Origin of the sequence: Dermabacter vaginalis, from assembly GCF_001678905.1 — a bacterium.
In the GTDB taxonomy this organism is placed as follows: domain Bacteria; phylum Actinomycetota; class Actinomycetes; order Actinomycetales; family Dermabacteraceae; genus Dermabacter; species Dermabacter vaginalis.
Genome location: NZ_CP012117.1, coordinates 1667260 through 1688421 on the forward strand (window position 1 = coordinate 1667260; position 21162 = coordinate 1688421).

The window sequence follows — 21162 nt, forward strand, 5'->3', positions numbered from 1 at the left end:
TTGGCCTCGTAGCTGCTAGAACCTCAAGATTAGCGAAAAAGGTTGTGGTGGAGGTGAGCGGCCAGTCGCGTGAGAGACTGGCGAAGCTTCGATTTTGGCGCGGATTCGGCGAGAAGCACGCCGTCCCACCTTGCTCGAGAGACCGTTGCCGCATCGAGCGGCAGTGCAAGACACGCGTCAAAGTCGAGGCGTGAGCGGAGAGTTCTTTCGATGCTTGCGAGTGTCACGCTCGAGTCAAGTTTGTTCACCACGACAGTGATGGGGCTCTGCGTGAGCTCCGCGACCTGAGGCGCTTCGCGCACGAACCGAGTCACGCTGATGGGGTCTGCCGCCACCACGGCGAGAACGTGCGAAGCGGCCGCAAGTGCGGTTCGCGTTGCGCCGTTGCGTTCCTGGGTTCCGTAGTCGCTGCTCCCACTCTCGCTCTCGAGGGGTCCCGCAACATCGGCGACGACGACGTTCGACGCCTCCCGGGCCTTCGCGAAAACCCCTTCGAGGGCGTTGTCGTACACCTCGATGTACCGAGAAGGAACGCCAATACCGCTCAGGAGGTGGAGGTCATCGCTGACAAGCGGAGAATGGTGAAGCAAAACCTCTGGCGTGAGTGCGCCCTTATCGCTCGCGCGGCATGCGGCAACGAGGCCCGGAACTTCATCGAGTACGCCAAAGAGCTGTGTGAGGCACGGGCCGTAGGTATCGGCGTCGATGAGGATGCTTTCTCCCCTGAGAAGCGACAGTTCGTGCGCAAGGTGCGCGGCGACGAACGAGCGGCCTGGCGCACCTCCGGGCCCCCACACCGTCATCATCGGCGCTGACGGTGCCTCTCCATCGGGATCTTGCGTCCACGTCGCCTGATCCGGATCCTCAGCCTCGAGCCCGGCTTGCATGAGGAGTTCGTAGAGCGCTTCCGGTTCGATCCCACCGTGTGCTTCGAGGGTGATTCCCAGGGTCGCGGGATCGGTGCGGCTCGCGGGAGACGTGATGGCGATAACCCCCGTTCCGCCGCGCCTGATCTCGTGGACGACTTCGCGTGAAAGCCCTTCCACATCGACATCTAGGAGGAGCACGTCACCGAGTTCGGCTCGCGTGAGCGCAAGAAGTTCCGTGAGGTCAACGCAACGACGAAGTACTCGCGCGTGTGAAGCAAGCCGCTGTGCGATCGTCGAAACGAGCTGAACCTCATCGGCACCTGATGCGCATACGAGAACGTCGATCATTCGGCATCCTCGAACAAACCCGGTGCTTCAACGACGTAAAGATTCCTCTTCGCTCCCAGGGCATCGAGGACACTTGCGACACTAGAAGCGGGGACCAGCACCTCAACGCGGGCGCCACGGCCGCTGAGGCCACCGCCTTCGTCAACGCCACGCACGATGGCACCTTCGACGAGGATTGTCGAGGGCTCTCCTTCCTCACCGCCCGAAGCCCACACATCCACGAGCGCACCTTTTCTGAGCGACGATGTGACGGGTTGTGCGACCTGGATTGTCACTGGACGCATCGCGGAATCTGAGGCTTGCCCCACGGCAGCGCGCGGAAGAAGTTCGCCTCGGGCGATGCTCTCGCGCGCGACGGCACCTTCCCCAATCGCCTCGGGCCGTTGCACATAGTGTTCGCGGCTCTCGCCCATGCGGACCTCGGCGACGGCAAAGTGCTCGGGCGTGAGGACGTCCCCCTCGGCGATGTCAGTCGTGGCAACGAGGACATCCTCACTCGAGGAAACCATCGCAAAAGCAAGACCGCCCACGAGTGTGCTGCCGAGTACGAGCGCCGCTCCCGTGAGAAGTCGAGTATCGCGGTACGGATTTTTCCTGATGCGTCGAAAGCGCGTACGCTCCCCCATTGCCCCCCAATGTTCGTGAACCACGTAGTTCCCCTTGAGCATAACGACAGTCACGACAGTGCGCGAGCGATTTATTCGAATGTGGACAACCCTTGATCGACTCGCCTCGCGACACTTATCCACACCGTCGCACCACGAGCGCGTGTCCATGCGAAAATAGTGGAAGCCAGGCTGACCGAGGAGCACCATGCCAATGCACTTCTACACGCTCGACGAGGTGTGCGAGATTCTCGCGATTGAGAAACCGCAAGCCTATTCGCTCGTGCGCAGCGGGAGTTTGCGCGCGATCAAGCTTGGAGGTCGTGGTCAATGGCGCGTGGAGGAGGCCGAGCTACGCGCGTTCGTCGATCGCGCCTATGCCGAAACAGAGGCCGAGATCCTCGCTCACAACACCGCGCGCGCACCTAAGCGCACGCGCGAAACTTCCTAGACGACCCACAGGGCTTCGAGCGAAGAAAAAGGGACGGAAGTGAGCCCTCGCGAGGGCGTGGAGGCGTCGGATCCCTTCACCACCCTCAGCTCAAGGTGGTCCGCAAAAACTCGTGCAACCACACCTGAAAAATCCCCCGCAACCGTGACGAGAACCGCTCGGCGTCCAGTTTCGGCAAGCCCTTGAACGGCGCTGCGTATACGTAGCCGCGGGTGCCTCTCGTCGGTGGGGCGGACCCGGCTAAGCGGCCCACTCAGCCAGGCGATTCTCTGAGCATTCACGATAATTCTCCGCGGTGGGTGGAGGGCGTCGAGTTCGATCCAATCGCGCCCTACCCGACGAACACGACCTTCGTAGGCACGGCCAGAGACGAGCCCCACCGTTACGGCGGCCCCTACCGCCCCTGCGACCCGGTCGAGAAGTTCTACTTCAGAGCGCTCCGCATCGGCTAGCTCGTGCGCGTCCTCGCGAACGCGCTCAAGGCGCTCGCGCTCGAACCAGCGATCCAGGTCATCGAGGCGGTCTTCGGCACTCATGCGAACAAAGTACCGCACGAATGATCGTGACCCCTTGCACATCCACCAAAGAGCACATACCATCATCAACGAACACCTAAGTTCATCAAATCGCATCAAATGGCGCGTGGACTATCAGTGGAACAGGGAGCCCACTCGAACACCCGGGAATCCAATACTCCCCGGATCACCACAGCGTCATTAGCCAAGGGGGAAAAACGATGACCACCACAGCACTGCGGCATGGCCACCGCGCCGAAAGCACAACGGCACACGATGCTTCAGGGTGCATTCCCCTGGAGATCAGGAAGTCACGCGCACTCGCGAAGGCCCTCGCTTGGCTCGCAGTGAGTGCCATGGCCGCAACCGCCCTTACCTATGCCGTCCAGGGCACCCACGCGAGTGGCGGAGCGCGGCAATTTACACTCGCGATCTTCGCCCTCGGTGCGGGCGGCTTCACCGCACTTACCGCCCACCTGAGTGTGACGTGGATCCTCATCTGGTGCGCTGTTGCTGCACCTCAGCGATCTGCTCGCCGAATCTGCGCACTCAAGGTGCTTCGACTCTGGTCGCCTCGAGCTGCGCGCCTCGCCGTCGTTGCGTTAGGGGTATCGGCCACAGCACTCTCACTGGGAAATCCGTCGCGCGCCTTCGCCGAGGCGGCAACTCCAATAGCCACCGTCACGCACGCGAACAGCGCCTCCGATTCTGGCGGAGATGATCAGGTCAAGGAGGAAGCACGCGGCAACGAAGCACCCGATGCCTCGGGGGTCACAACCCTCGGTTGGGCTCCAACGGAAGAGGCAGCCAACGCCAGCTCGATCCCTCCACTGCACGCCACCCCCGAGCCAGAGCCGTCCTACGCCATCGCCTTCTCAGGTTCTTCGGAATCGTTGCCCGCACCGGAGCCCCTGCAGCACGCGCCTTCACCAAAGTCTCCCGGTCACGGGGAGATCGCCGCCCCGACGCGAGAACATCGCGCCACGCACTCGGATCACACCTACACGGTGAAGCCCGGTGACACCCTGTGGTCCATCGCGAGGCAGCATCTCACGCATGAAAAAGGCGAGCGCCCCACAAACGGTGCGATCGTTCGTGAAATCGACCGGATCGCCTCGCTAAATCCCACGATCGACAACGTCGACCTCATCTTCCCCGGCCAAACCTTCCGCCTCTAATCCCTAGCCCCATCACGAAGAAAGACTCACGCCATGCTCAACAACACTCAGCCTTCCTCGCCCGGCACCCACACGCCCTTCGACAACGACGAGAAAGCACGCACAGTCGTCGAAGCCGTCGCGCGTCAAGCACTCGAGATTCTCAATGGCTATCGACCGCCAACATCCCTGAGCAAGATCCTTATCCCGCAGGAACAGGAGAGCTTCGCGAAACGGGTCTCATGCGTGAAAACGTACCGGAAAAACGCGGGCATCCGGGTCTCGCCACGTATAAGCGTTGGCGGCGTGCACATCTGCCGGGTCAACGACGACGTGATCGAAGCAAACTCGGTCGTGCGAGATTCGCTTCGAGCCCGTTTCGTGTGCATGCGATGGGAGAAGAAACGCTCAGGCTGGAAGATCACAGCTCTCGAACTCGGCTAGCCCCACTTTCACGAGGAGCGCCGGAGCGTCAATTCTTCTTCGCGCGCTTGCGCTCCTCACGTTCCTTGCGTCGGCGTTCCGCACGCGAAAGCGGACGTTCAGGAACGGCTTCCCCTTCTGAAGAGCTGTAGGAGAGCTCCTCAACCTTGGGACCATCTCCGAGGCCCTTCGCGGAAATGTCGACGCCCTCGGCTCGGGCGCTCTCGCTCATCTCCTCAGATGCAGGCTCCGTGGCGCCAGACACGACCTTTGCCTTCGCAGCAGCGTCGCGCACGAGCTTCGCGACCTTCTCGGGGACCTGCCCCTTGGTCGGTGCCTCCTGAACCTTGACTTCGAGGTTGAAGAGGTAGCCCACAACGTCTTCCTTGATGCCCGCGACCATGTCGTTGTACATGAGGAAGCCTTCGCGCGCGTACTCGATAACCGGATCACGCTGCGCCATCGCGCGCAGGCCGATGCCCTCCTTGAGGTAATCCATCTCGTAGAGATGCTCGCGCCAGCGCCGGTCGATCACCGAGAGCAGTACTCGGCGCTCAAGCTGGCGCATAGCCGCCTCACCGAGCTCGTCCTCGCGCTTCTCATAGGCAAGGGCAATATCCGAGCGGATCTCTCGTTCGAGACGTTTCGCCGTGAGGTTTTCCTTGCCGCCAACTTCCTCGACGACGTCCTCGGCGGTAATGGACGCGGGGTAGAGCGCCTTGAGGCTGCCCCACAGCTCGTCAAGCTCAAAATCCTCGGCGCTCTTGCCAGCAGTAGCGTTGCGCACGAGCGCCCCAACAACATCGTCGATATAGCTCGAGATCGACTCGTCGAGGTCCTCTCCCTCGAGAATGCGATTGCGATCCTCGTACACGCGGGCGCGCTGCTTTGTCAGCACGTCGTCGTACTTCACGACGTTCTTACGGATTTCGAAGTTCTGTGACTCGATACGCTTTTGAGCCCCCTGGATGGAACCCGTCACAATGCGTCCCGTGAGCGGAGTGTCCTCGTCTACGCCGCCGCGCTCCAGGATCTGCTCGGCGCGTCCCTGCGAGAAGCGGCGCACGAGGTCGTCTTGAAGTGAAAGGTAGAAGCGGGACTCACCCGGATCACCCTGGCGGCCCGAACGGCCGCGAAGCTGGTTATCGATGCGGCGCGACTCGTGACGTTCGGTGCCGAGAACGTAGAGCCCGCCGAGTTCAACGACCTCGTCGTGCTCCTTGGCGACCTGTTCGCGTGCGGCTTCGAGCGCACCGTCCCATGCAGCCTCGTACTCTTCAGGCTGCTCTTCCGGATCGAGACCTCGTTGTTCGAGGTCTTTCGTTGCCATGAACTCGACGTTGCCGCCGAGCATGATGTCGGTACCGCGGCCCGCCATGTTGGTGGCAACCGTCACGGCGCCCTTGCGACCGGCCATGGCCACGACGGCGGCCTCCCCCTCGTTGTTCTTCGCATTGAGAACGTTGTGAGGGATGCCCTTCTTTTTGAGGAGCGAGGAGAGGTACTCCGACTTCTCAACGCTCACCGTGCCCACGAGCACGGGTTGTCCCTTCTCGTGGCGCTCCTCGATGTCGGCAACGACAGCGCGGTACTTGGCCTTCTCCGTGCGGTAGATCTGATCCATTTGATCGATGCGCTGCAGCGGCAGGTTCGTGGGAATGGGCACGACGCCGAGCTTGTACGTTCCCATGAACTCGGCAGCCTCGGTTTCGGCGGTACCGGTCATGCCCGCGAGCTTCTCGTAAAGCTTGAAGTAGTTTTGGAGGGTGATCGTGGCGAGCGTCTGGTTCTCAGCCTTGATGGCGACGCCTTCCTTCGCTTCGATCGCCTGATGCACGCCTTCGTTGTAGCGGCGGCCCGAAAGGATACGGCCCGTGTGCTCGTCGACGATCATGACTTCGCCGTTCATGACGACGTAGTCCTTATCGCGTTTGAACAGTTCCTTCGCCTTGATGGCGTTGTTGAGGAACCCGATCAGCGGAGTATTGAGCGACTCGTAGAGATTATCGATGCCGAGCTGGTCTTCGACGAGGTCGATGCCTGGCTCGAGAATGCCGACAGTGCGCTTCTTTTCATCGACTTCGTAGTCTCGATCGCGCTTAAGCTTCGTGGCGACGCGCGCAAACTCAGCGAACCACTTATTGACATCTCCCGATGCCGGGCCCGAAATAATGAGCGGAGTACGAGCCTCATCGATAAGGATCGAGTCAACCTCGTCGACAATCGCGAAGAAGTGGCCGCGCTGCACCTTGTCGCTCACGGAGTGCGCCATGTTGTCGCGCAAGTAGTCGAAGCCGAATTCGTTGTTCGTGCCGTAGGTGATGTCGGCGGCGTACTGTTGGCGACGCTCCGCGGGGTCTTGTCCGGAGACGATCACGCCGGTCGTGAGACCGAGCATACGGAACACACGCCCCATGATCTCGCCCTGGTATTTCGCGAGGTAGTCATTAACCGTCACGATGTGCACGCCCTTACCGGCGAGCGCATTGAGGTAGGCGGGAAGTGTGGCGACGAGGGTCTTGCCCTCACCGGTTTTCATCTCGGCAATTTCGCCACGGTGAAGCGCGGCACCGCCCATGAGCTGCACGGGGTAGGCGCGCTGGCCGAGCGTGCGTCGTGCAGCTTCGCGCACGGTCGCGAAAGCCTCGACCTGGATGTCATCGAGAGTTTCGCCGTCGGCGAGGCGCTTCTTGAACTTCTCGGTCTCATCGCGAAGTTCTTCATCGGAGAGTTCGAGGAAGCCCTCCTCGATATCATCAACGCGTTGCGCGATGTCGGCGAGGCGCTTGCGCTCACGGCCCTCACCGGCACGAAGAATGACGTCGAAAAGCTTGGCCACTGGAAAACTCCCTTAGAGGATCTCGTCATGCACGCTCACGTGCGGAACACTCACGGCGCGGTTTCCTTACAGATAACAGCGCGAACCGTCCCAGTCTACGTGGCGAAGGGGGTCCGCGCGCTACTCGAGCGCCCGAACCCCCCGAGGAAGTCGTCACACGCCGGAAAAGCCCCCTGCTAACTGGGCTTTTACCGTGCAAATAGTTTTATTCCAATTCGATAACGCCATAGTTCCAGCCCTTACGGCGGTACACCACTTTCGGGTTGGAGGTCTCTTCGTCGATGAAGAGGTAGAAGTCGTGGCCAACGAGCTCCATTTGGTAAAGGGCGTCATCGATGCTCATCGGTTGCGCCTTGTGCTTCTTTTCGCGAATCACGATGGGGGAAGTGGGCGCCGATTCCTCGACCGGTTCCTCGCCCTCGTTCTTGAGGTCTTTGCGCCCCTCGTTTTCGGCCTGCACAAAAAGCTCTTCAATGCGTTCGGTATCCGCCTGCATTTTGCGAAGTGTTTCCGCATCGGCACCGTGCCCCCTTGAGCGTCCGCGGTGACGGTCCTTACGCCGATCGGCAAGGCGACGCAAGCGTTCAAGGAGCTTCGCGAGCGCGAGGTCAAGAGCCGAGTAGAGGTCCCCGGAGCGCGCTTCGGAGCGGATAACCTGACCCTCGTCATGGACGGTGAGCTCGACACGCTCGCTTTCTTCGGCGCGGCGTGGGTTCTTTTCGGACGAAACCTCGACGTCAATTCGCATGGCGCTTGGCGCGAGCTGGGAGACCTTTTCGAGCTTGCCCTCGAGGTGGCGCTGGAAGCGTTCGGAAACGTCCATTTGACGGCCAACAACATTGATATCCATGAGAAATCCTCCAGAGTTGAGAAGTGTGTGGGCGGCCACGTTCCGCCCGGTTCTACGGGTGGGTGGTTCACCTCCTCCTCATGAGGTTCGCAGCGTCCCTGCCGCTTTGAGTCCTTCAATTATGGGACTTCTGACTGAAAACGTACCGCAGGTCACACGGGTAGACTTGGAGTGTTTGCGCGCGGAAGCCTCGCTGAGGCGATCGTGAGTGCCGCGCACGTGCGCACGCCGAGGGCCTCGAGAGCATCGCTCGTCTTCTTGAGAGTGCTGCCGGTTGTCACAACATCGTCGAGAATGACAGCCCGCATGCCCCTCATCCCCTCCCATTCGGCTACCCTTTTCGGGCCGATCACCCGCTCCGTGCCTCGTGCCCTCTCACGCTTGGTCCGTGAATGTTGACTCATTCCGCTGAGCACTAGCGCCGGTGCCACGCCCACCCTTGCGTGTGCACCCACACTTTCGGCAAGGAGTCGCATATGGTCCTCTCCCCGACGCCTCACCGCTTCGGCCCGCGAGGGCACGGGGACGATCACGTGTCTGTGCATGCACCCTTCACTGAGCTCAGTGAGGGCATCGGCAAGGAGAGGCCCCAAGTAGTTGGCGAGAGCAAAATGGCCCCCGTTTTTGTAGTCGAGGATGGCACTTTTCGCGCGCCCTTCATATTCGGCAAGCGTCGCCACACGAAATGCCGGCGCAATCTCGAGCTCACGACCGTCGGCACTCGGGCGCGCTTCGCACACGCCCTCGCACACGCCCTCCACCCAAACGGTTCCGCGCGAGAATTCGCCCGCACATTCGTCACACAAGTGAAGGCCGCTCTCACCGCACGGGCATGAGAACGGCACGAGGGACTGCAGCGCGATACTCGCAAACCGCGCGAAGACCCGAGGGCAGTCAATGCTCATACCCTTATTCGAGCGCGTGGGAGGGGGCATGCCAAGTCCCCTTCGCGAACGTGGGGAAAACCGGCAGCCGTGGAGCACGTTCCGACGGCTGCGCCGCCACCACCTCGGCTCTAGTACAGAGCGATATCTCGCCCGCGCACGTCGATGTGCGCCCACGAATCCACTTTCCTTTGGACGACTTGGCCGTCTCCGCTCCCCACGAACATGAGACGTGCCTCGAGCGAGCCGGCCACCGACGTCGTGTTCTCGCGCAACTCGCTCACTTGCTCGAAACCCGTGTGCATATTCCACGAGATTGCCATGGGCAGGGTGCTTTCTCCCGAAGTTCCCCACAGCAGGATCGATTCCTCGGAATACCACGCGATACCGTCAACGGTCTCGAGTGCGACGCTTACGCTGAGAGGCTCCGCAAGGCCCAATGGGGCGCCATGCTTCTCTCGCACGATCCCGATGATGCTCAGGGTGATGGCTCCGCGCGAGCCATGCACGACAGCGAGGCGCACCCCATCCGAGGAGAGGGAAGTGAAGGCAATGTCGGCTGTGGGCTGCCATGGAACGGGAAGCCGTCGCACCTCAACCGATAAATCGGCGCTCACCGCGATAAGTTCGGGCGCGCCGACGCTCGGCATCGTCCAGGCATACCCAAATTGATCGATGCTCGGGGCACACAACTCTTCGGCCAGGCTTTCGCGGCGCACATGAGCGTCAGCAGAACGGTCGGTCACGAGAAGCGTTCGGCGATCAAGGCTCACCGCGCTTGCGTAGCGACCGTTGGCGCTTATTCTGCCCAGCCGAACAGTCTCGGATGCGAGGGCCGGCACGAGCGATGCTCCTCCGGTGTCGCTTGCGAGTGACACGATGCCGCTGTCCCCCGAGCCATAGAGCCTGTGGCCCACCGAGGCTTTTACAGGGTGGGAATCAGGGGGAAGGGCGATTTCCTCCCGACCGTCCATGAACACCACTCTTGGGACTCGCTTGAGGCTCAGAAGGGTTGCGGAGATCTGGGCGAGGGCAAGGGCGCGTTCATCGTGAGGGAGTTCAAGAACCGACGCCGGGGGCTGCACAACGAGGTCACCCGCCTCATTCCTTGAGAGCGCACTCGGGGCAATGACGCTGCCCTCGTTGAGCGCGGAACGCACAGCATCCTTCAGGTATTGAGGCGGCCCGAGCGCGAGCCGGTTGAAGGCCGAGGCAAACGTCGATTGACGCAAGAACCATCGAGGATCGGCGACGAGAGCATCTCCCGCATTCGCCACGAAGTACACGCGCACGGGTTCGAATAGTCGCGCGAAATCTTCCGACCCGAGCACGAGCGCATCGGGGGTTTCGGAGATTCGCCACTGCCCGTTGACCTGCACGAGGCGAAACTCTGCCTTTTCCCGCTCGGCATGAAGATTGACCGCGCGAGCCCCGGTGGGTGACACCTTGGAGACTACCGGTACTGTCACGGAAACTTTGTCGCCATCTAATTCCTGGAATACCAGTCCCTCGGTCTCAGAAAATTCAATCCCGGTCATGGGTTTCCACGACTTGCGAATACTCTCCGCAAGGTATTCGCGAGCAGTGCGGTTGCCATCCTCGACTCCGAGATGCGCGGCAAGGAACCCTCGCACAATATCGATCTTTGTGGCTCCCGGATCGGGCGGTGCCACGGCTGTGTCTCCCTGTGCACCGAGACCGATCCCCTTCACTGGAGTTGTGTGCACCTCCGAGGAATTGGGGATGCGTGCACATCCCGCGAGCGCCGCGACGCTCGCCCCTGCGAGAACGGCGCGTCGCCGAAGCATTCGCGCACCGAACGCTTGCCTCTTCACTCCGTGTCCCCCTTCTCGACCGGCCGCACGAGCGCGAGCGGCGCCGCAGCGAGTTTCTCCCCTGGGGTTCGCGGCAAAAGTAGCCGGAACACCGCGGTTTCCCCTTTGACGCCCCAAGCTTCGAGGAGGCCTCCGTGTGCTTCGGCATCCTCTTGCGCAATCGCGAGCCCAAGCCCCGTTCCGCCTAGCGTATGTGTACGCGAGGGTGCGGCGCGCCAAAACCGATCAAACACCCGCTGCGCCTCTTGCGGGCTTAGGCCTGCACCGAAGTCTTGTACCGTGAGTGCGAGCGTCGATCCGCGCGCCGCCGTTCGCACATCAATCACGCCGCCTGAGCCGTGCTCGATCGCATTCGTCAAGAGGTTCCGCACGATCCGCTCGATGCGCCTCGAATCCATCTCCCCGACGGTATCGTCACTCAAGTGGTGCACGCGGATATCGGCGTCATATTCCCGCGCAATGGGCACCAACTGCTCGACCTGCTCGTCAACCAGGCCCGCGAGTGACGTCGGCTTCGCCTCAAGCTCGACCGTGCCGGCCTCGTGCCGTGAAATCTCGAGGAGATCCGCGATAAGTGCCTCGAATCGCGCGACTTGCTCCCGCAAGAGTTCGAGACTGCGCTTGCCCGAAGGAGTAAAGGACTCTTTTTCCATCTCGAGCATCGCGGCGGCCATCTTAATTGTGGTGAACGGCGTGCGTAGCTCGTGGGAGACGTCGGAAACGAAGCGTTTTTCAAGCTCGGAAAGCTCAACGAGCTCGGTAATGGTCGATTGCAGCGAGGCCGCCATATTGTTGAAGCTCGTTCCCATGCGCGCGAGGTCATCACCACCTTGGATGACAAGGCGATAATCGAGGTCGTTATCCGAAATATGGTCGACCGCTCGCGCCGCGCGCTTGAGGGGCGTCGTGACGATGCGCGAGATGACGAGGGAGACGAGGAAGAACAACAGTACGAGAACCGCCCCGCCGATGACGAGGATCGCGTTGACGCGGTCGAGAGTCTCCTGCTCCTGCGAAACCGAATACAGCATGAGGAGTCTGTAGCGGCCCGCACCCGCAACATCAATGGTTGTGCCCACGAGGATTGCTGGCCCCGAAACTCCATGCTCAACGTATTCGATGCTCCGATACACGAACTGGTCATTGGCCGCATCGAGTTCCCGCTCGAATTCAGCGTTCACGAAGGCTGTCAGTGCCCCATTGTTGGTCACAGCGTCGCCCGGGGTTGGCCCCACGGGGATCACTGCGAGTCCTTTAAAGACTTTTGGATCTCCCGCGGTCACCCCTTCCATGAACGAGATAATCACGTCTTGCCGCTCGTTCACGGACATGCCGACGAGGGGCTCGAGATCGCTCACGAGTGTTCCTCGCATGGTCTCGGACTGCTCGAGAGAGCGGTCACGCCTCAATTCGTAGAGCGCGTCGGAAATCGCGGTGGAAAGGAAAGTTTCCACAACAAGGATCGCAAGAACCGACAGGAGCATCGTTGCAAAAACTGCACGTGCCGCGATCGGCCACGTCGAGAATTCGCGAAGGCGAACGCGCCCCGCACTTCGCGAACTGATCTGAGAGTCGTCCGCAGCAGCCGGGGGAAAAAGGCGTTCGCGAAGACTACTCACCCGCGCGGTAGCCCACCCCGCGCACCGTCACGATCAGGCGCGGATTGTCGGGATCAATTTCGATTTTCGAACGCAAGCGTTGCACGTGCACATTCACAAGACGCGTATCTTTTGAGTGCTGATAGCCCCACACTTCCCGCAAAAGATCCTCGCGGCTAAACACCTGGGAGGGGTTGCGGGTCATCTGAATGAGAAGACCGAATTCTATCGGAGTAAGGCGGATCGTTTCACCGTTCCTCAGCACCTGGCGGCGATCAACATTGATCTCGAGATCCCCGAGTGTAAGGATCTCCGCCTCACCGTGCGGTGCTCGGCGCACTCGCGCACGAATGCGCGCAACAAGTTCCTCGGGTTCGAACGGCTTCGTGAGATAGTCGTCGGCGCCGACCTCAAGCCCCTCGACCACCTTTTCGGTTTCGGTGCGGGCTGTCAGCATGATGATGGGAACATTCGAGCTTTCGCGAATGTTCCTGCAAATCTCGATGCCGTCCATTCCGGGCAACATGAGGTCGAGAAGGACGAGGTCAATGTTCTCGCGCTCAAGAATGGCGAGTCCTTTACGCGCGTCGGGAGCCGTCACGACGCTATATCCGCGGCCTTCAAGAAGAATTGAGACCATCTCTGCAATTGCGGCATCATCGTCAATCGCGAGAATCCTAGGGGGTGTGCTCATGCCGTTATCCTGCCAGAAACCTGTGATGGTCGAAACTCTTCTTACTCATCAAACTCTGAGAGTCTCACACTATGAGCATAGGAACGTCACCTTCACGCGTGTATGTGCGACCGCACGCAGTGCATGAAATCGGCTCTACCCGCAGATCAAGTTTGCCATGGCACGCAGGGCAACGCATGAGGTTTGCGACCCAGCTTTCCTCGCTCTGGCTTTTCTTTTCCGACGCCACCTGCGCCCCCTCTTTCCCGGAATCACGCGTGGTGCTCCCGTCTGGTAGTCCCCGTTCATTCCGAACCGCGGCGAGGGCCAGATCGCGCATGCGTTCCATGGTCGCCTCGTTGGCAGCCTCCACATTGAGCCGCACGAGCGGCTCAGTTCCCGACGCGCGCACCGATAGCCACCAGCGTTCGCTCGGGTCATGGGAATCGTCCCAGTGGGTAAGCGTCACGCCGTCAAGATCATCGCGCCGTGCACCCCGCTCGACACACAGCGTTGCGACGCGTTCAAGCACGTCGGTCACTGGCTCTGTGACCCGTGAGTTGATCTCACCGCTTACCGCGTACGGAGCGTAGCGCTCGAGAAGCGCACTCAAGGGCACCTCTCCCGCCCGTTCAAGTGCGCGCAAAACGTGCAGCGCCGCGAGCATTCCCGAATCAGCAAAGAAAAAGTCGCGGAAGTAATAGTGCGCAGAGTGCTCGCCGCCGAAAATCGCCTCGCGCTCCGCCATCACCTGCTTGATGATCGAATGCCCCACCTTTGTGCGCACATACTCGCCGCCAGCCGCCTCAACAATCTCACGGACCGCACGGCTCGAGACGGCGTTGCCAATCACCACGGGGCGTGAGTGAGCGTCGGACCGTGCCCGGGCGATTTCGCCTTCGGCAATCATCGCGGTGAGCGCGGATGGCGGCACGATCTCGCCTCGCTCGTTCACAACGATGCAGCGATCTGCATCGCCGTCGAACGCGAGACCGAGATCCGCGCCGCTCTCACGCACCGCCGCTTGCAGGTCCCGGAGGTTCTTCGGCTCCAGGGGGTTCGCTTCGTGATTCGGGAACGTACCGTCGAGATCAAAAAAGAGCGGGATGATCTCAAGCGAAGGAAGATGAGAGGCGAGTGCCGGGACCGTGTGTCCGGCCATCGCGTTTGCCGCGTCCACCACAACTTTGAGCCTGCGCGTGCCCTCGAGCGGGACGAGCCGGAGCATCGTCGCGATATAGTCCTCAAGCGTATCTAGTGATTCGAGTCTCCCACCCTCGCGCACGGGAATGCTTCCTTTGGCAAGGTAAGCGCGCGCACCGTCACGCACGTCAAGAAGCCCGTTGGCGCGCCCCACGGGTTTCGCGTGAGCAAAGCACATTTTAATGCCGTTGTCGCACGCCGGGTTGTGGGAGGCCGTGATCTGCGCACCCGCTGCGGCAAAGAGCCCACTCGCACAGTAGAGCTGATCGGTCGAACTGAGCCCCGCATACGCGACAGTAGAGCCTCGCCTTACCGCACCGCGGGCGAATGCGTCCGCGAGATCAGGGCTCGAGATCCGCATATCGTGCGCAACGATAATGTCGCCCGCATCGAGGTAGTCAGCGAAGGCCGCGCCGAGGGCTCCCGCAACCTCCGGGGTAAGAGTCTCGTAGGCGACGCCACGAATGTCGTAGCTACCGACGATCTTGTCGAGAATCCCCGCAGCGGATCGCTCTCTCTCAGCGTTCATCGCTCTCGTCCCTCACGAGCGTGAGGCGCCGGCGCCCTGAGGGATGAGGGGCCGACGCTTGCTCACGTTCATCGGTTCCCACATTCTGGTAACTCGCTTTGGCGTCAGGTTCATCGGCGAGTGCACGCGCAAGCGCGAGCACGTCGTCTTCCGGTTCGAGCGGGGCCGGGGCCATCACCACCGTCCACCCTCTCGGGGCCGTAAACGCTGCGGCGTGCTGTGCGCACAGGTCGTAGGTGTGAGGCTCGCTCTCGCGTGAAAGCGGGCCGATGACCGCGGTCGAATCCGCGTACACAAACGTGAGGGTTGCGACGGCTGGCTGAGAACATGAGGACTTTGAGCATGAACGGGCAGACACGACCACCATCTTACGGCGCAATCACCCACGAACCACACGACGCGGCCGCCCGCGTAGGCTAATGGCATGCCTTTCACACGAAAAGCCGGGCCGCGCAGGCGAGATCGGCACGGACGCGGACTGCGAAGCGATCTCATCCCTTCGCATCTTCCGGGGTTCATGACGCCGAGCGACCACTTCGATGCGCTCGTCGCTGAAACGATGGGGCCCCTGTATGCACGTTTCTCGAAGCTCGAATTCCTCCAGGTCCTCATCGAGGAGGTGCCTCTCGACACGGGTGCACTCGATGCACCGCCACTAGGGCGATATTTTCCCGGCGACCGTCGGGCACGCCCACGGATCGTCCTTTACCGGCGCGCGATCGAATCGCGCGCGAGAAATCGCGATGAGCTCGCGGAACTCGTGTATGTCGTCATCCTCGAGAACGTTGCGGTGGCCCTCGGAAAACGGGTTGAGGAGGTCGATCCCTGGGCTGAGTAAGGCGCGAGTGCGCCTAGTGCTCCACGCGCACGGTCATTCCCGTCGCGCGCGCAGCGTTGGCGATAAGCGGGAGAGTCGTCACGAGGGTGCCGCCATCATCTGCCGCGATCGCCTGTGACCATGAGCCGCGGTAGAGACCGCCATCCTGAGAAACGACGATCACGCCGGCAATCGATGAGGGATCCTCGGCCAGGTCGCTTGCGGCTAAGGTCAGGGAATGCCCCGCCTCGAGCTCGTGTGCTGCACCCGTTCCTATTGAGCCATCGCGCTTGATGACGGCGACGCTCAGTTGCGCGCCGCTCTCGCTTTCGAGGGTAAGGGTGCCACCCGCAGCACCGCGTCCAAGGGCAAGAATCGACGCCGAGTCGATGCCTTCCCCGGGGGTGTACGTCGCAAAATCCTCCGGAAGTCCCACCGTATCGCCCTGGCGGGCGCCGCTCGCCACCCGGGAGTTCACGGTTCCCACAACGGACGATCGTGCGCTCACAACGATCGTGTAGGTGCCACTGTCGAGGCCCTCAAGCGCGGTATCGATGCTCGCTCCCTGGCCCGGGTCCTTCACCTCCCACTCTTTCATCAGGGCGCCTTTCGAATCGAAGGCGCGGGCCGTGGCAATCGAGTCCTCGGCACGCACTGATGCGGGGTCGCCCGGCGCTCCTCCTCGCGCAGTACGCGCGAGCGCAAGGTGAGCGGAACCACCATCGCGCACCGCAACTCCCGGGAACACAAGCGTACTTTCCGGAGTGCTCGGTTGAACGTGCTCGGTGCCCATGGGCACGAGACCGTCGCGTCTCACGAGCTCGGCACTCATCGCGAGTGCGGTTCCGTGAACTTCAACATCGAGTGCCACGGTTTCGCGCTCGTCAACGAGCGTCGCAAGCGGAACTCGAATGGTCTCACCTGGGCCCACGACAATGTCGGACCCCTGTGTAGCCGGTTCAACCCCATTTTCTGAAAAAGCCGTCACGCGAGCGCGAGATGCGCGGCTGCCAGGGTTGATCAGGACGAGAGCGTCTGAGGTGCCCGCGCGCGTCGTGAGTCCCGCAAACGACGCCGCCGTTGTCGCCCTCGCGCAGCGCGAGAGTGCAAAGCCGCGGTAGTCTCCACTCCCCGTCACGTGCGCCTGAGTTGCCTCCACAACGGGCTCGGCTCCGTCTGCGGTGCTCGCGGTCACGACACTCGAGTTTTCGAGAGTCTCGAGGCTGTACACGGCATTGAGCAGCGCACTCGTTGCCGGATCGACCTCGGTCGCGTTTCCCTCGGCATCAAGGCGAGCAATTCGAGGGGCAGCATCCTTGCCGCCGGCGTCAGACGGACCGGGCTTGAAGCTGGTCTGTGAACTCTGTTCAACCCCGTAGAGGGCATTGGAGGTGGGATCGAGGGCGATCGCACTCATTGACACCGTTGACGCGGGCGCGCCGCCGGCGAAGTCGGCGTCTCCAGCGCTCTCACCCGCTTGGCGCGCGTCGATCGGCCCCTGGCAGGCCCGAACGGCCCGTGTAGAGGTCGACGTCGCGGTCGCGAGGCTCGCTTTGGTCAAGGTTTTTTCGGGAACAACAATCACGACGCTTGCGACCAGGACGAGGATGGCGCAGACCACGAGCGCAGCGAGGGGTGCCCGTGAGTTTTCGCGATTACCAGTCATCGTTTCTCCTCGCTTCGGTTGCGTCTTGGAACCGCAGCGAGCGCACAGATGATGAGACCTATGACGGTCACAATTCCCGCACCGAACTGCAAATCGTCTCGGTACGACACCTCGAGGTGGCCGTGTTCTCCCGCGGGAACGATAAAGCCCTGCTTCCAGGTGTCGAGAATCGTGGGCCTGAGCTCTTCGCCGTCGAGTGTTGCCCTCCAGTGTGGATCGCTGCGCACGGCGAGTGCGAGCTCACGCTCCGTGTTAGAGGCGTCAACCGTGCCGGTCACGCGGGTTCGTTCGGCGTTAAGGGGGGTGACCTCCCCGTTCGCACCCGAGGCGGCCGTGAGGTGCGCGCGAGGGCTCGCGCCCGCTACTCGCCACAGACCGCCCATGTCACTCGACGTCACGAAGTCAAGCTGCGGGGCAGCGGCAAGCGCATCGTAAAGGCGAGCTTGCGCGCCCGGCTCCCCCATGACAACAACGTACCCGATGGCGAAATCGGCGAGATCCACCTTGGCCTCGGCTCCGATTTCCGAACCAAGCGCGCTCGCGACGGCCCGGGCGAGGGCATCCTCAGCTGCATCGGATGGTTGGCCACGTTCTGCCGCTCGAGCCCGCGCAGTTTCATACGCCGCGGAGGAGTCGTCGACACTCATATGCGCGCCATTCACAAGATGCGCCCGCACCTCACCGCGTGAATCCTCATGCAGCACCAACGTGCGTGTGCGCTCAGTTCCCGCGGACGAATCTACGGCGACCGCAGGAATTTCGCTACTCGCACGGCGCTCAACCTCGAGTGCACCGCTCCCTTTCGCGGTCCAGAGCCCAGCAGACGCCACGAGCGCCACAAGACACAGCCCTTGCACCGCAAATGCCGCGATTTTCTGTGCACCGTTAGCGGGTGCGTGGGAGCTTCTGGCCATTGCGTCCCCCACGCAAATGAGCCCAACGATCGCCGCACCACTTGCCACCATGAGCGCCGCACCAGGGTAGGCGGTGTGGGGGGTGGAGCCCTCAAAGCCCACTACCGTGCGCTGTGAAACCCACGCGAGAGCCACGGCACCGGCAAGCGCAAGCCCGCTTATCCGACCGGTGAGGCCCGCCGTGTGGCGTAGGAATCCGGATACGACGGTCGCGGCCACGGAAATCATCGCAGGCATGAACAACAGGCCCAGTGTCCACCAGCTCGATCCCGCGCCGAGTATCTGCGCGACGGGGTCAGCGGGCGTCGGCGTAAGGGCGAGAAGGCGCATGACTCCCGGGGCCTCAAACGCCAGCGGCATACCCGCGTTCGCGAGAAGAGTCTCAGGCCGGGCGAGGTAGTCCGGCAGCGTGCCGAGGTGAAGGAAAAGTGTCGGGAGCGCCACCCACCACAAGCGTTTGCGACGCCCGGGGACAAACGGCGCCACGGCTGCCGTGCCAAGGAAAAAGAGAACGGCAAGGGCCGGCTGCACGAGCGAGACGATAGCGACCATGAACCCCGCCATTGCGGCAGCGGGGATGCTCGCTTGCGAAACCTTATGCGGGAGCCCCACGGCTCGCGCGAAGAAAAGCGTGGCCAGGGGAACGGCAACGCCGAGAAGCATAAGGGGCCAGCGCCCCTCGAGCACGGCACACACAAAAGCGGGAGAAAGCACCCACGCGAGAGTCGCGATGATGCGCACCACGATGCTTCGCGTCACGGTACCGCTTGCGCACCACGCCGCTATCGCACTCAAGGCAATGCCCGTGAGAAGAATCCAGGCACTCACGCTCGCGCCGCTCACGGGGATAAGCGCCATCACTCGCGCGAGAAGATCCGCCGGCCCCTCAGCGCCAAGGCCGCCGGGAAGCCACGCCGATGTCACGATGTCCCAGTTATCATGCGCGTTCGACGCGAGAGGAAGGTAGTGGGCGCCCCCTAAAGTGCCCTCTCCAATGAGAGGGCGTACCGCGAAGAGCCCACCGACGAGGGACGCGAGAGCGACGATGACCGTCCAGGCCGTGTGCCGACCATAATCAGCATCGTCGAGACCATGGCGCGTTCCTGCGATGCCCCAGCTCGTCCGGCGAATCATCCGCGTACGCTCATCGTCAGCGAACATGGAGGTCCACCATGCGTCGAGTCGCTCACGCATCGCCACCTTGCGTGGCATGTAAAGAGCGCTCATGCGCTTACGCGACATGCGGGCCCTGCCCGCCGCCTTCCGGGAGCGCACCAGGACCCCGGGGGCCTTCGCAAAAACCCTGAGGAACGCGAGAAACTCGTGCTTAACCGCATGCGCATCGTGGCGCGTGACCGCACGCGCCATGCGCGCGAGGGTGACCAGGGGCAGGGCGATAAGAGTCAAAAGCGCCAGCGGAAGGGAGCGGAACTTCACGAGCGAAAGGACCTGCGAAGACCGGTACCGAAAATCCTGTGGACGCGTACGGATATCGTGCGGGATACGGGTGGAGGCGGATGGCACGACCTTGACGCGCTCACCCGCGCGCCACACCCGCTGGGAGAGGTCGATGTCGTCCCACGGTGCCGTAAGGGCAGGATCCAAGCCACGAAGCTTATCGAACGTGCGAGCCCTCACAAGCAGGCCCGGAGCCGTGACCGCGAGGACCTCGCTGCGCCAGTCAGTTTGTCCCTGGTCGATCTCACCCGGATCCACACTCGTGAGGAGCCTATGGGAGTGCGTGAGAGAAAGGCCCAGATCCACGAGGCGCGAGGCGGGACGATCGAGATCGTCGAACGCAAGATGCTTGGTGCCAACAAGGCCCACCGTTGGGTCCTGTTCGAGAGCGTCTTCGAGCTCCTCGAGACACGTTGCGCTTGGGACCGCTGCGCCGTCAAGGATCCACAGCCATGACTCACCATCACCGCTGCGCTTACGCCGGCGACCAGCTCCACTCGAGCCGTGGCGTTCGCGAGTGTCCTCCCTCAGCCGTTCAGGGACGAGCGCTGTGTGGGTCGCAGTTCGTTCTTCGCGCCGTTCCTCGCGGTCGAGATTGATGTCTCTCGCTCGTCGCCCAAGCGTCCCACTCGTGAGGTACGCTCGCTTTTCCCAGTCGAGATCACGGGCCGAATGCACCGTTGGCTCGGCCTCACCGGAAACAGAGAGGGGTTCCGACGCTTGCTCGGCGACCGTCGGACTTTCCTCCTCGTGCTGTGCCCGCCCGCCAAACGCGGGGTTCAGAAGAGTGAAATTACGCGGCGCATTCTCATTTTCGCCCGCGGCCTGCGTTGGCGCTGAGGTCTCCTGCCCACGCGCAGCTTGAGTGTCGCTAGCGTGCCGGCGCTCCGGCAACTCGGTTCGGGGGCGATCCCGCCGGGCCGTCTTTGCTTCTTCAACGGCGCTCTCGAGATCCTCGACAATCGTGTCGCGACGCGCGTGAGCCGGGTAAACGCGTAGCAGGTCGAGGAGTCCCTCGTCGCGCGCCGCCTCGAGACCGTCTCGCAGTTCTTTGGTGGCCGATTCCACAACGGCGGTGAGCACGCACGCGGGACGGACTGACTGGGTGCGCACCGACTCGAGGGTGCGTTTGACATCCTCGATTCCGTGGGTAGCGGAAACGAGGATGAGAGCGGCAACGTCCCGTTCGGTCACCGGGCACAACCGCCGATCAGCAAAGAAAAGCTAGAGCGCACGCTTCTTGAGCTTGCGGCGCTCGCGCTCCGAAAGGCCGCCCCAAATACCAAATCGTTCATCATTCGCGAGAGCGTACTCGAGGCACTCGGCACGCACCTCACACGAGATGCAGACCTTCTTTGCCTCGCGAGTCGAGCCGCCCTTCTCCGGGAAGAACGCTTCCGGGTCGGTTTGGGCGCACAGAGCGCGCTCTTGCCACGAGCCCTCGCCCTCGCCCTCGGGGAGCAGCGAGGAGAACTCGACCAGAGTGAGCTCGCGGCGAGCATCATCCTCGAATGCCTGGAGGGTCATG

Annotated in this window: 18 protein-coding genes; 4 read left to right on the plus strand and 14 right to left on the minus strand. The window is 62.2% G+C overall.

Annotation, left to right across the window (positions count from 1 at the left end):
• Positions 1-29: 29 nt before the first annotated feature.
• Positions 30-1217, minus strand: coding sequence for a CpaE/TadZ family protein (locus tag DAD186_RS07345; protein ID WP_065248113.1), 1188 nt, complete (start codon positions 1215-1217; stop codon positions 30-32).
• Positions 1214-1867: an SAF domain-containing protein gene (locus DAD186_RS07350; protein WP_167550770.1), complete on the minus strand. Its 654-nt coding sequence runs from the start codon at positions 1865-1867 to the stop codon at positions 1214-1216. The genes DAD186_RS07345 and DAD186_RS07350 overlap by 4 nt, the downstream gene beginning before the upstream one ends.
• Positions 1868-2030: 163 nt before the next feature.
• Between DAD186_RS07350 and DAD186_RS07355 the strand changes: the two genes are divergently transcribed.
• A complete protein-coding gene (locus tag DAD186_RS07355) occupies positions 2031-2273 on the plus strand; it encodes a helix-turn-helix domain-containing protein (RefSeq protein ID WP_065248114.1) in 243 nt (80 codons plus the stop codon).
• On the opposite strand, the gene DAD186_RS07360 is transcribed toward DAD186_RS07355, so the two are convergent.
• Positions 2270-2809, minus strand: coding sequence for a hypothetical protein (locus DAD186_RS07360; RefSeq protein ID WP_065248115.1), 540 nt, complete (start codon positions 2807-2809; stop codon positions 2270-2272). The two genes, DAD186_RS07355 and DAD186_RS07360, sit on opposite strands and share 4 nt — an antisense overlap.
• A 200-nt stretch (positions 2810-3009) precedes the next feature.
• On the opposite strand from DAD186_RS07360, the gene DAD186_RS07365 reads away from it, so the two are divergent.
• Entirely contained in the window at positions 3010-3966 is a 957-nt protein-coding gene (locus DAD186_RS07365; protein ID WP_065248116.1) for a LysM peptidoglycan-binding domain-containing protein, read from the plus strand.
• Between the two features lie 33 nt (positions 3967-3999).
• Positions 4000-4389: an Rv3235 family protein gene (locus DAD186_RS07370; protein ID WP_065248117.1), complete on the plus strand. Its 390-nt coding sequence runs from the start codon at positions 4000-4002 to the stop codon at positions 4387-4389.
• Positions 4390-4417: 28 nt separating this feature from the next.
• Here DAD186_RS07370 and secA read toward each other — a convergent pair whose 3' ends face one another.
• From secA to DAD186_RS07410, 8 genes are all read right to left on the minus strand, one after another.
• Entirely contained in the window at positions 4418-7207 is a 2790-nt protein-coding gene (gene secA / locus DAD186_RS07375; RefSeq protein ID WP_065248118.1) for a preprotein translocase subunit SecA, read from the minus strand.
• 205 nt (positions 7208-7412) lie between these two features.
• On the minus strand, positions 7413-8057 hold the full coding sequence (gene hpf, locus DAD186_RS07380; protein WP_065248119.1) for a ribosome hibernation-promoting factor, HPF/YfiA family: 645 nt from the start codon (positions 8055-8057) through the stop codon (positions 7413-7415).
• 152 nt (positions 8058-8209) lie between these two features.
• Entirely contained in the window at positions 8210-8992 is a 783-nt protein-coding gene (locus DAD186_RS07385) for a ComF family protein (protein ID WP_065248120.1), read from the minus strand.
• Between the two features lie 80 nt (positions 8993-9072).
• Positions 9073-10776: an LpqB family beta-propeller domain-containing protein gene (locus DAD186_RS07390; RefSeq protein ID WP_065248121.1), complete on the minus strand. Its 1704-nt coding sequence runs from the start codon at positions 10774-10776 to the stop codon at positions 9073-9075.
• Complete coding sequence (gene mtrB, locus DAD186_RS07395) at positions 10773-12395, minus strand: MtrAB system histidine kinase MtrB (protein WP_065248122.1); 1623 nt, start codon at positions 12393-12395, stop codon at positions 10773-10775. The genes DAD186_RS07390 and mtrB overlap by 4 nt, the downstream gene beginning before the upstream one ends.
• Positions 12388-13068 (minus strand): MtrAB system response regulator MtrA, encoded by a 681-nt coding sequence (gene mtrA / locus DAD186_RS07400; protein WP_065248123.1) that lies wholly within the window; start codon positions 13066-13068, stop codon positions 12388-12390. Before mtrA ends, mtrB begins: the two co-directional genes overlap by 8 nt.
• A 64-nt stretch (positions 13069-13132) precedes the next feature.
• Positions 13133-14779 carry a hypothetical protein gene (locus DAD186_RS07405; RefSeq protein ID WP_065248124.1) on the minus strand — a complete coding sequence of 549 codons (1647 nt, stop codon included), beginning with the start codon at positions 14777-14779 and terminating at the stop codon, positions 13133-13135.
• A complete protein-coding gene (locus DAD186_RS07410) occupies positions 14769-15146 on the minus strand; it encodes a DUF3499 domain-containing protein (protein ID WP_082991132.1) in 378 nt (125 codons plus the stop codon). Before DAD186_RS07410 ends, DAD186_RS07405 begins: the two co-directional genes overlap by 11 nt.
• 57 nt (positions 15147-15203) lie before the next feature.
• On the opposite strand from DAD186_RS07410, the gene DAD186_RS07415 reads away from it, so the two are divergent.
• Positions 15204-15617, plus strand: a complete 414-nt coding sequence (locus DAD186_RS07415) for a metallopeptidase family protein (RefSeq protein WP_065248126.1) — start codon at positions 15204-15206, stop codon at positions 15615-15617.
• Between the two features lie 13 nt (positions 15618-15630).
• On the opposite strand, the gene DAD186_RS07420 is transcribed toward DAD186_RS07415, so the two are convergent.
• Genes DAD186_RS07420 through DAD186_RS07430 form a run of 3 tightly spaced genes read right to left on the minus strand, consistent with a single transcriptional unit; the run spans position 15631 to position 21161 of the window.
• On the minus strand, positions 15631-17262 hold the full coding sequence (locus DAD186_RS07420; RefSeq protein WP_065248127.1) for a DUF5719 family protein: 1632 nt from the start codon (positions 17260-17262) through the stop codon (positions 15631-15633).
• A complete protein-coding gene (locus tag DAD186_RS07425; RefSeq protein WP_167550771.1) occupies positions 17259-20828 on the minus strand; it encodes a glycosyltransferase in 3570 nt (1189 codons plus the stop codon). Before DAD186_RS07425 ends, DAD186_RS07420 begins: the two co-directional genes overlap by 4 nt.
• A gap of 30 nt (positions 20829-20858) precedes the next feature.
• Positions 20859-21161, minus strand: a complete 303-nt coding sequence (locus tag DAD186_RS07430; protein ID WP_065248129.1) for a WhiB family transcriptional regulator — start codon at positions 21159-21161, stop codon at positions 20859-20861.
• Position 21162: the final 1 nt, after the last annotated feature.

Excerpts from the sequence above, each read along its gene's own strand:
- DAD186_RS07345 (WP_065248113.1), bottom strand. The coding sequence starts at position 1,217 with ATGATCGACGTTCTCGTATGCGCATCAGGTGCCGATGAGGTTCAGCTC.
- DAD186_RS07355 (WP_065248114.1), top strand. The coding sequence starts at position 2,031 with ATGCCAATGCACTTCTACACGCTCGACGAGGTGTGCGAGATTCTCGCG.
- DAD186_RS07410 (WP_082991132.1), bottom strand. The coding sequence starts at position 15,146 with ATGGTGGTCGTGTCTGCCCGTTCATGCTCAAAGTCCTCATGTTCTCAG.
- DAD186_RS07415 (WP_065248126.1), top strand. The coding sequence starts at position 15,204 with ATGCCTTTCACACGAAAAGCCGGGCCGCGCAGGCGAGATCGGCACGGA.
- DAD186_RS07365 (WP_065248116.1), top strand. The coding sequence starts at position 3,010 with ATGACCACCACAGCACTGCGGCATGGCCACCGCGCCGAAAGCACAACG.
- DAD186_RS07360 (WP_065248115.1), bottom strand. The coding sequence starts at position 2,809 with ATGAGTGCCGAAGACCGCCTCGATGACCTGGATCGCTGGTTCGAGCGC.
- DAD186_RS07430 (WP_065248129.1), bottom strand. The coding sequence starts at position 21,161 with ATGACCCTCCAGGCATTCGAGGATGATGCTCGCCGCGAGCTCACTCTG.
- DAD186_RS07370 (WP_065248117.1), top strand. The coding sequence starts at position 4,000 with ATGCTCAACAACACTCAGCCTTCCTCGCCCGGCACCCACACGCCCTTC.
- DAD186_RS07420 (WP_065248127.1), bottom strand. The coding sequence starts at position 17,262 with ATGACTGGTAATCGCGAAAACTCACGGGCACCCCTCGCTGCGCTCGTG.
- mtrA (WP_065248123.1), bottom strand. The coding sequence starts at position 13,068 with ATGAGCACACCCCCTAGGATTCTCGCGATTGACGATGATGCCGCAATT.
- hpf (WP_065248119.1), bottom strand. The coding sequence starts at position 8,057 with ATGGATATCAATGTTGTTGGCCGTCAAATGGACGTTTCCGAACGCTTC.
- DAD186_RS07405 (WP_065248124.1), bottom strand. The coding sequence starts at position 14,779 with ATGAACGCTGAGAGAGAGCGATCCGCTGCGGGGATTCTCGACAAGATC.
- DAD186_RS07385 (WP_065248120.1), bottom strand. The coding sequence starts at position 8,992 with ATGCCCCCTCCCACGCGCTCGAATAAGGGTATGAGCATTGACTGCCCT.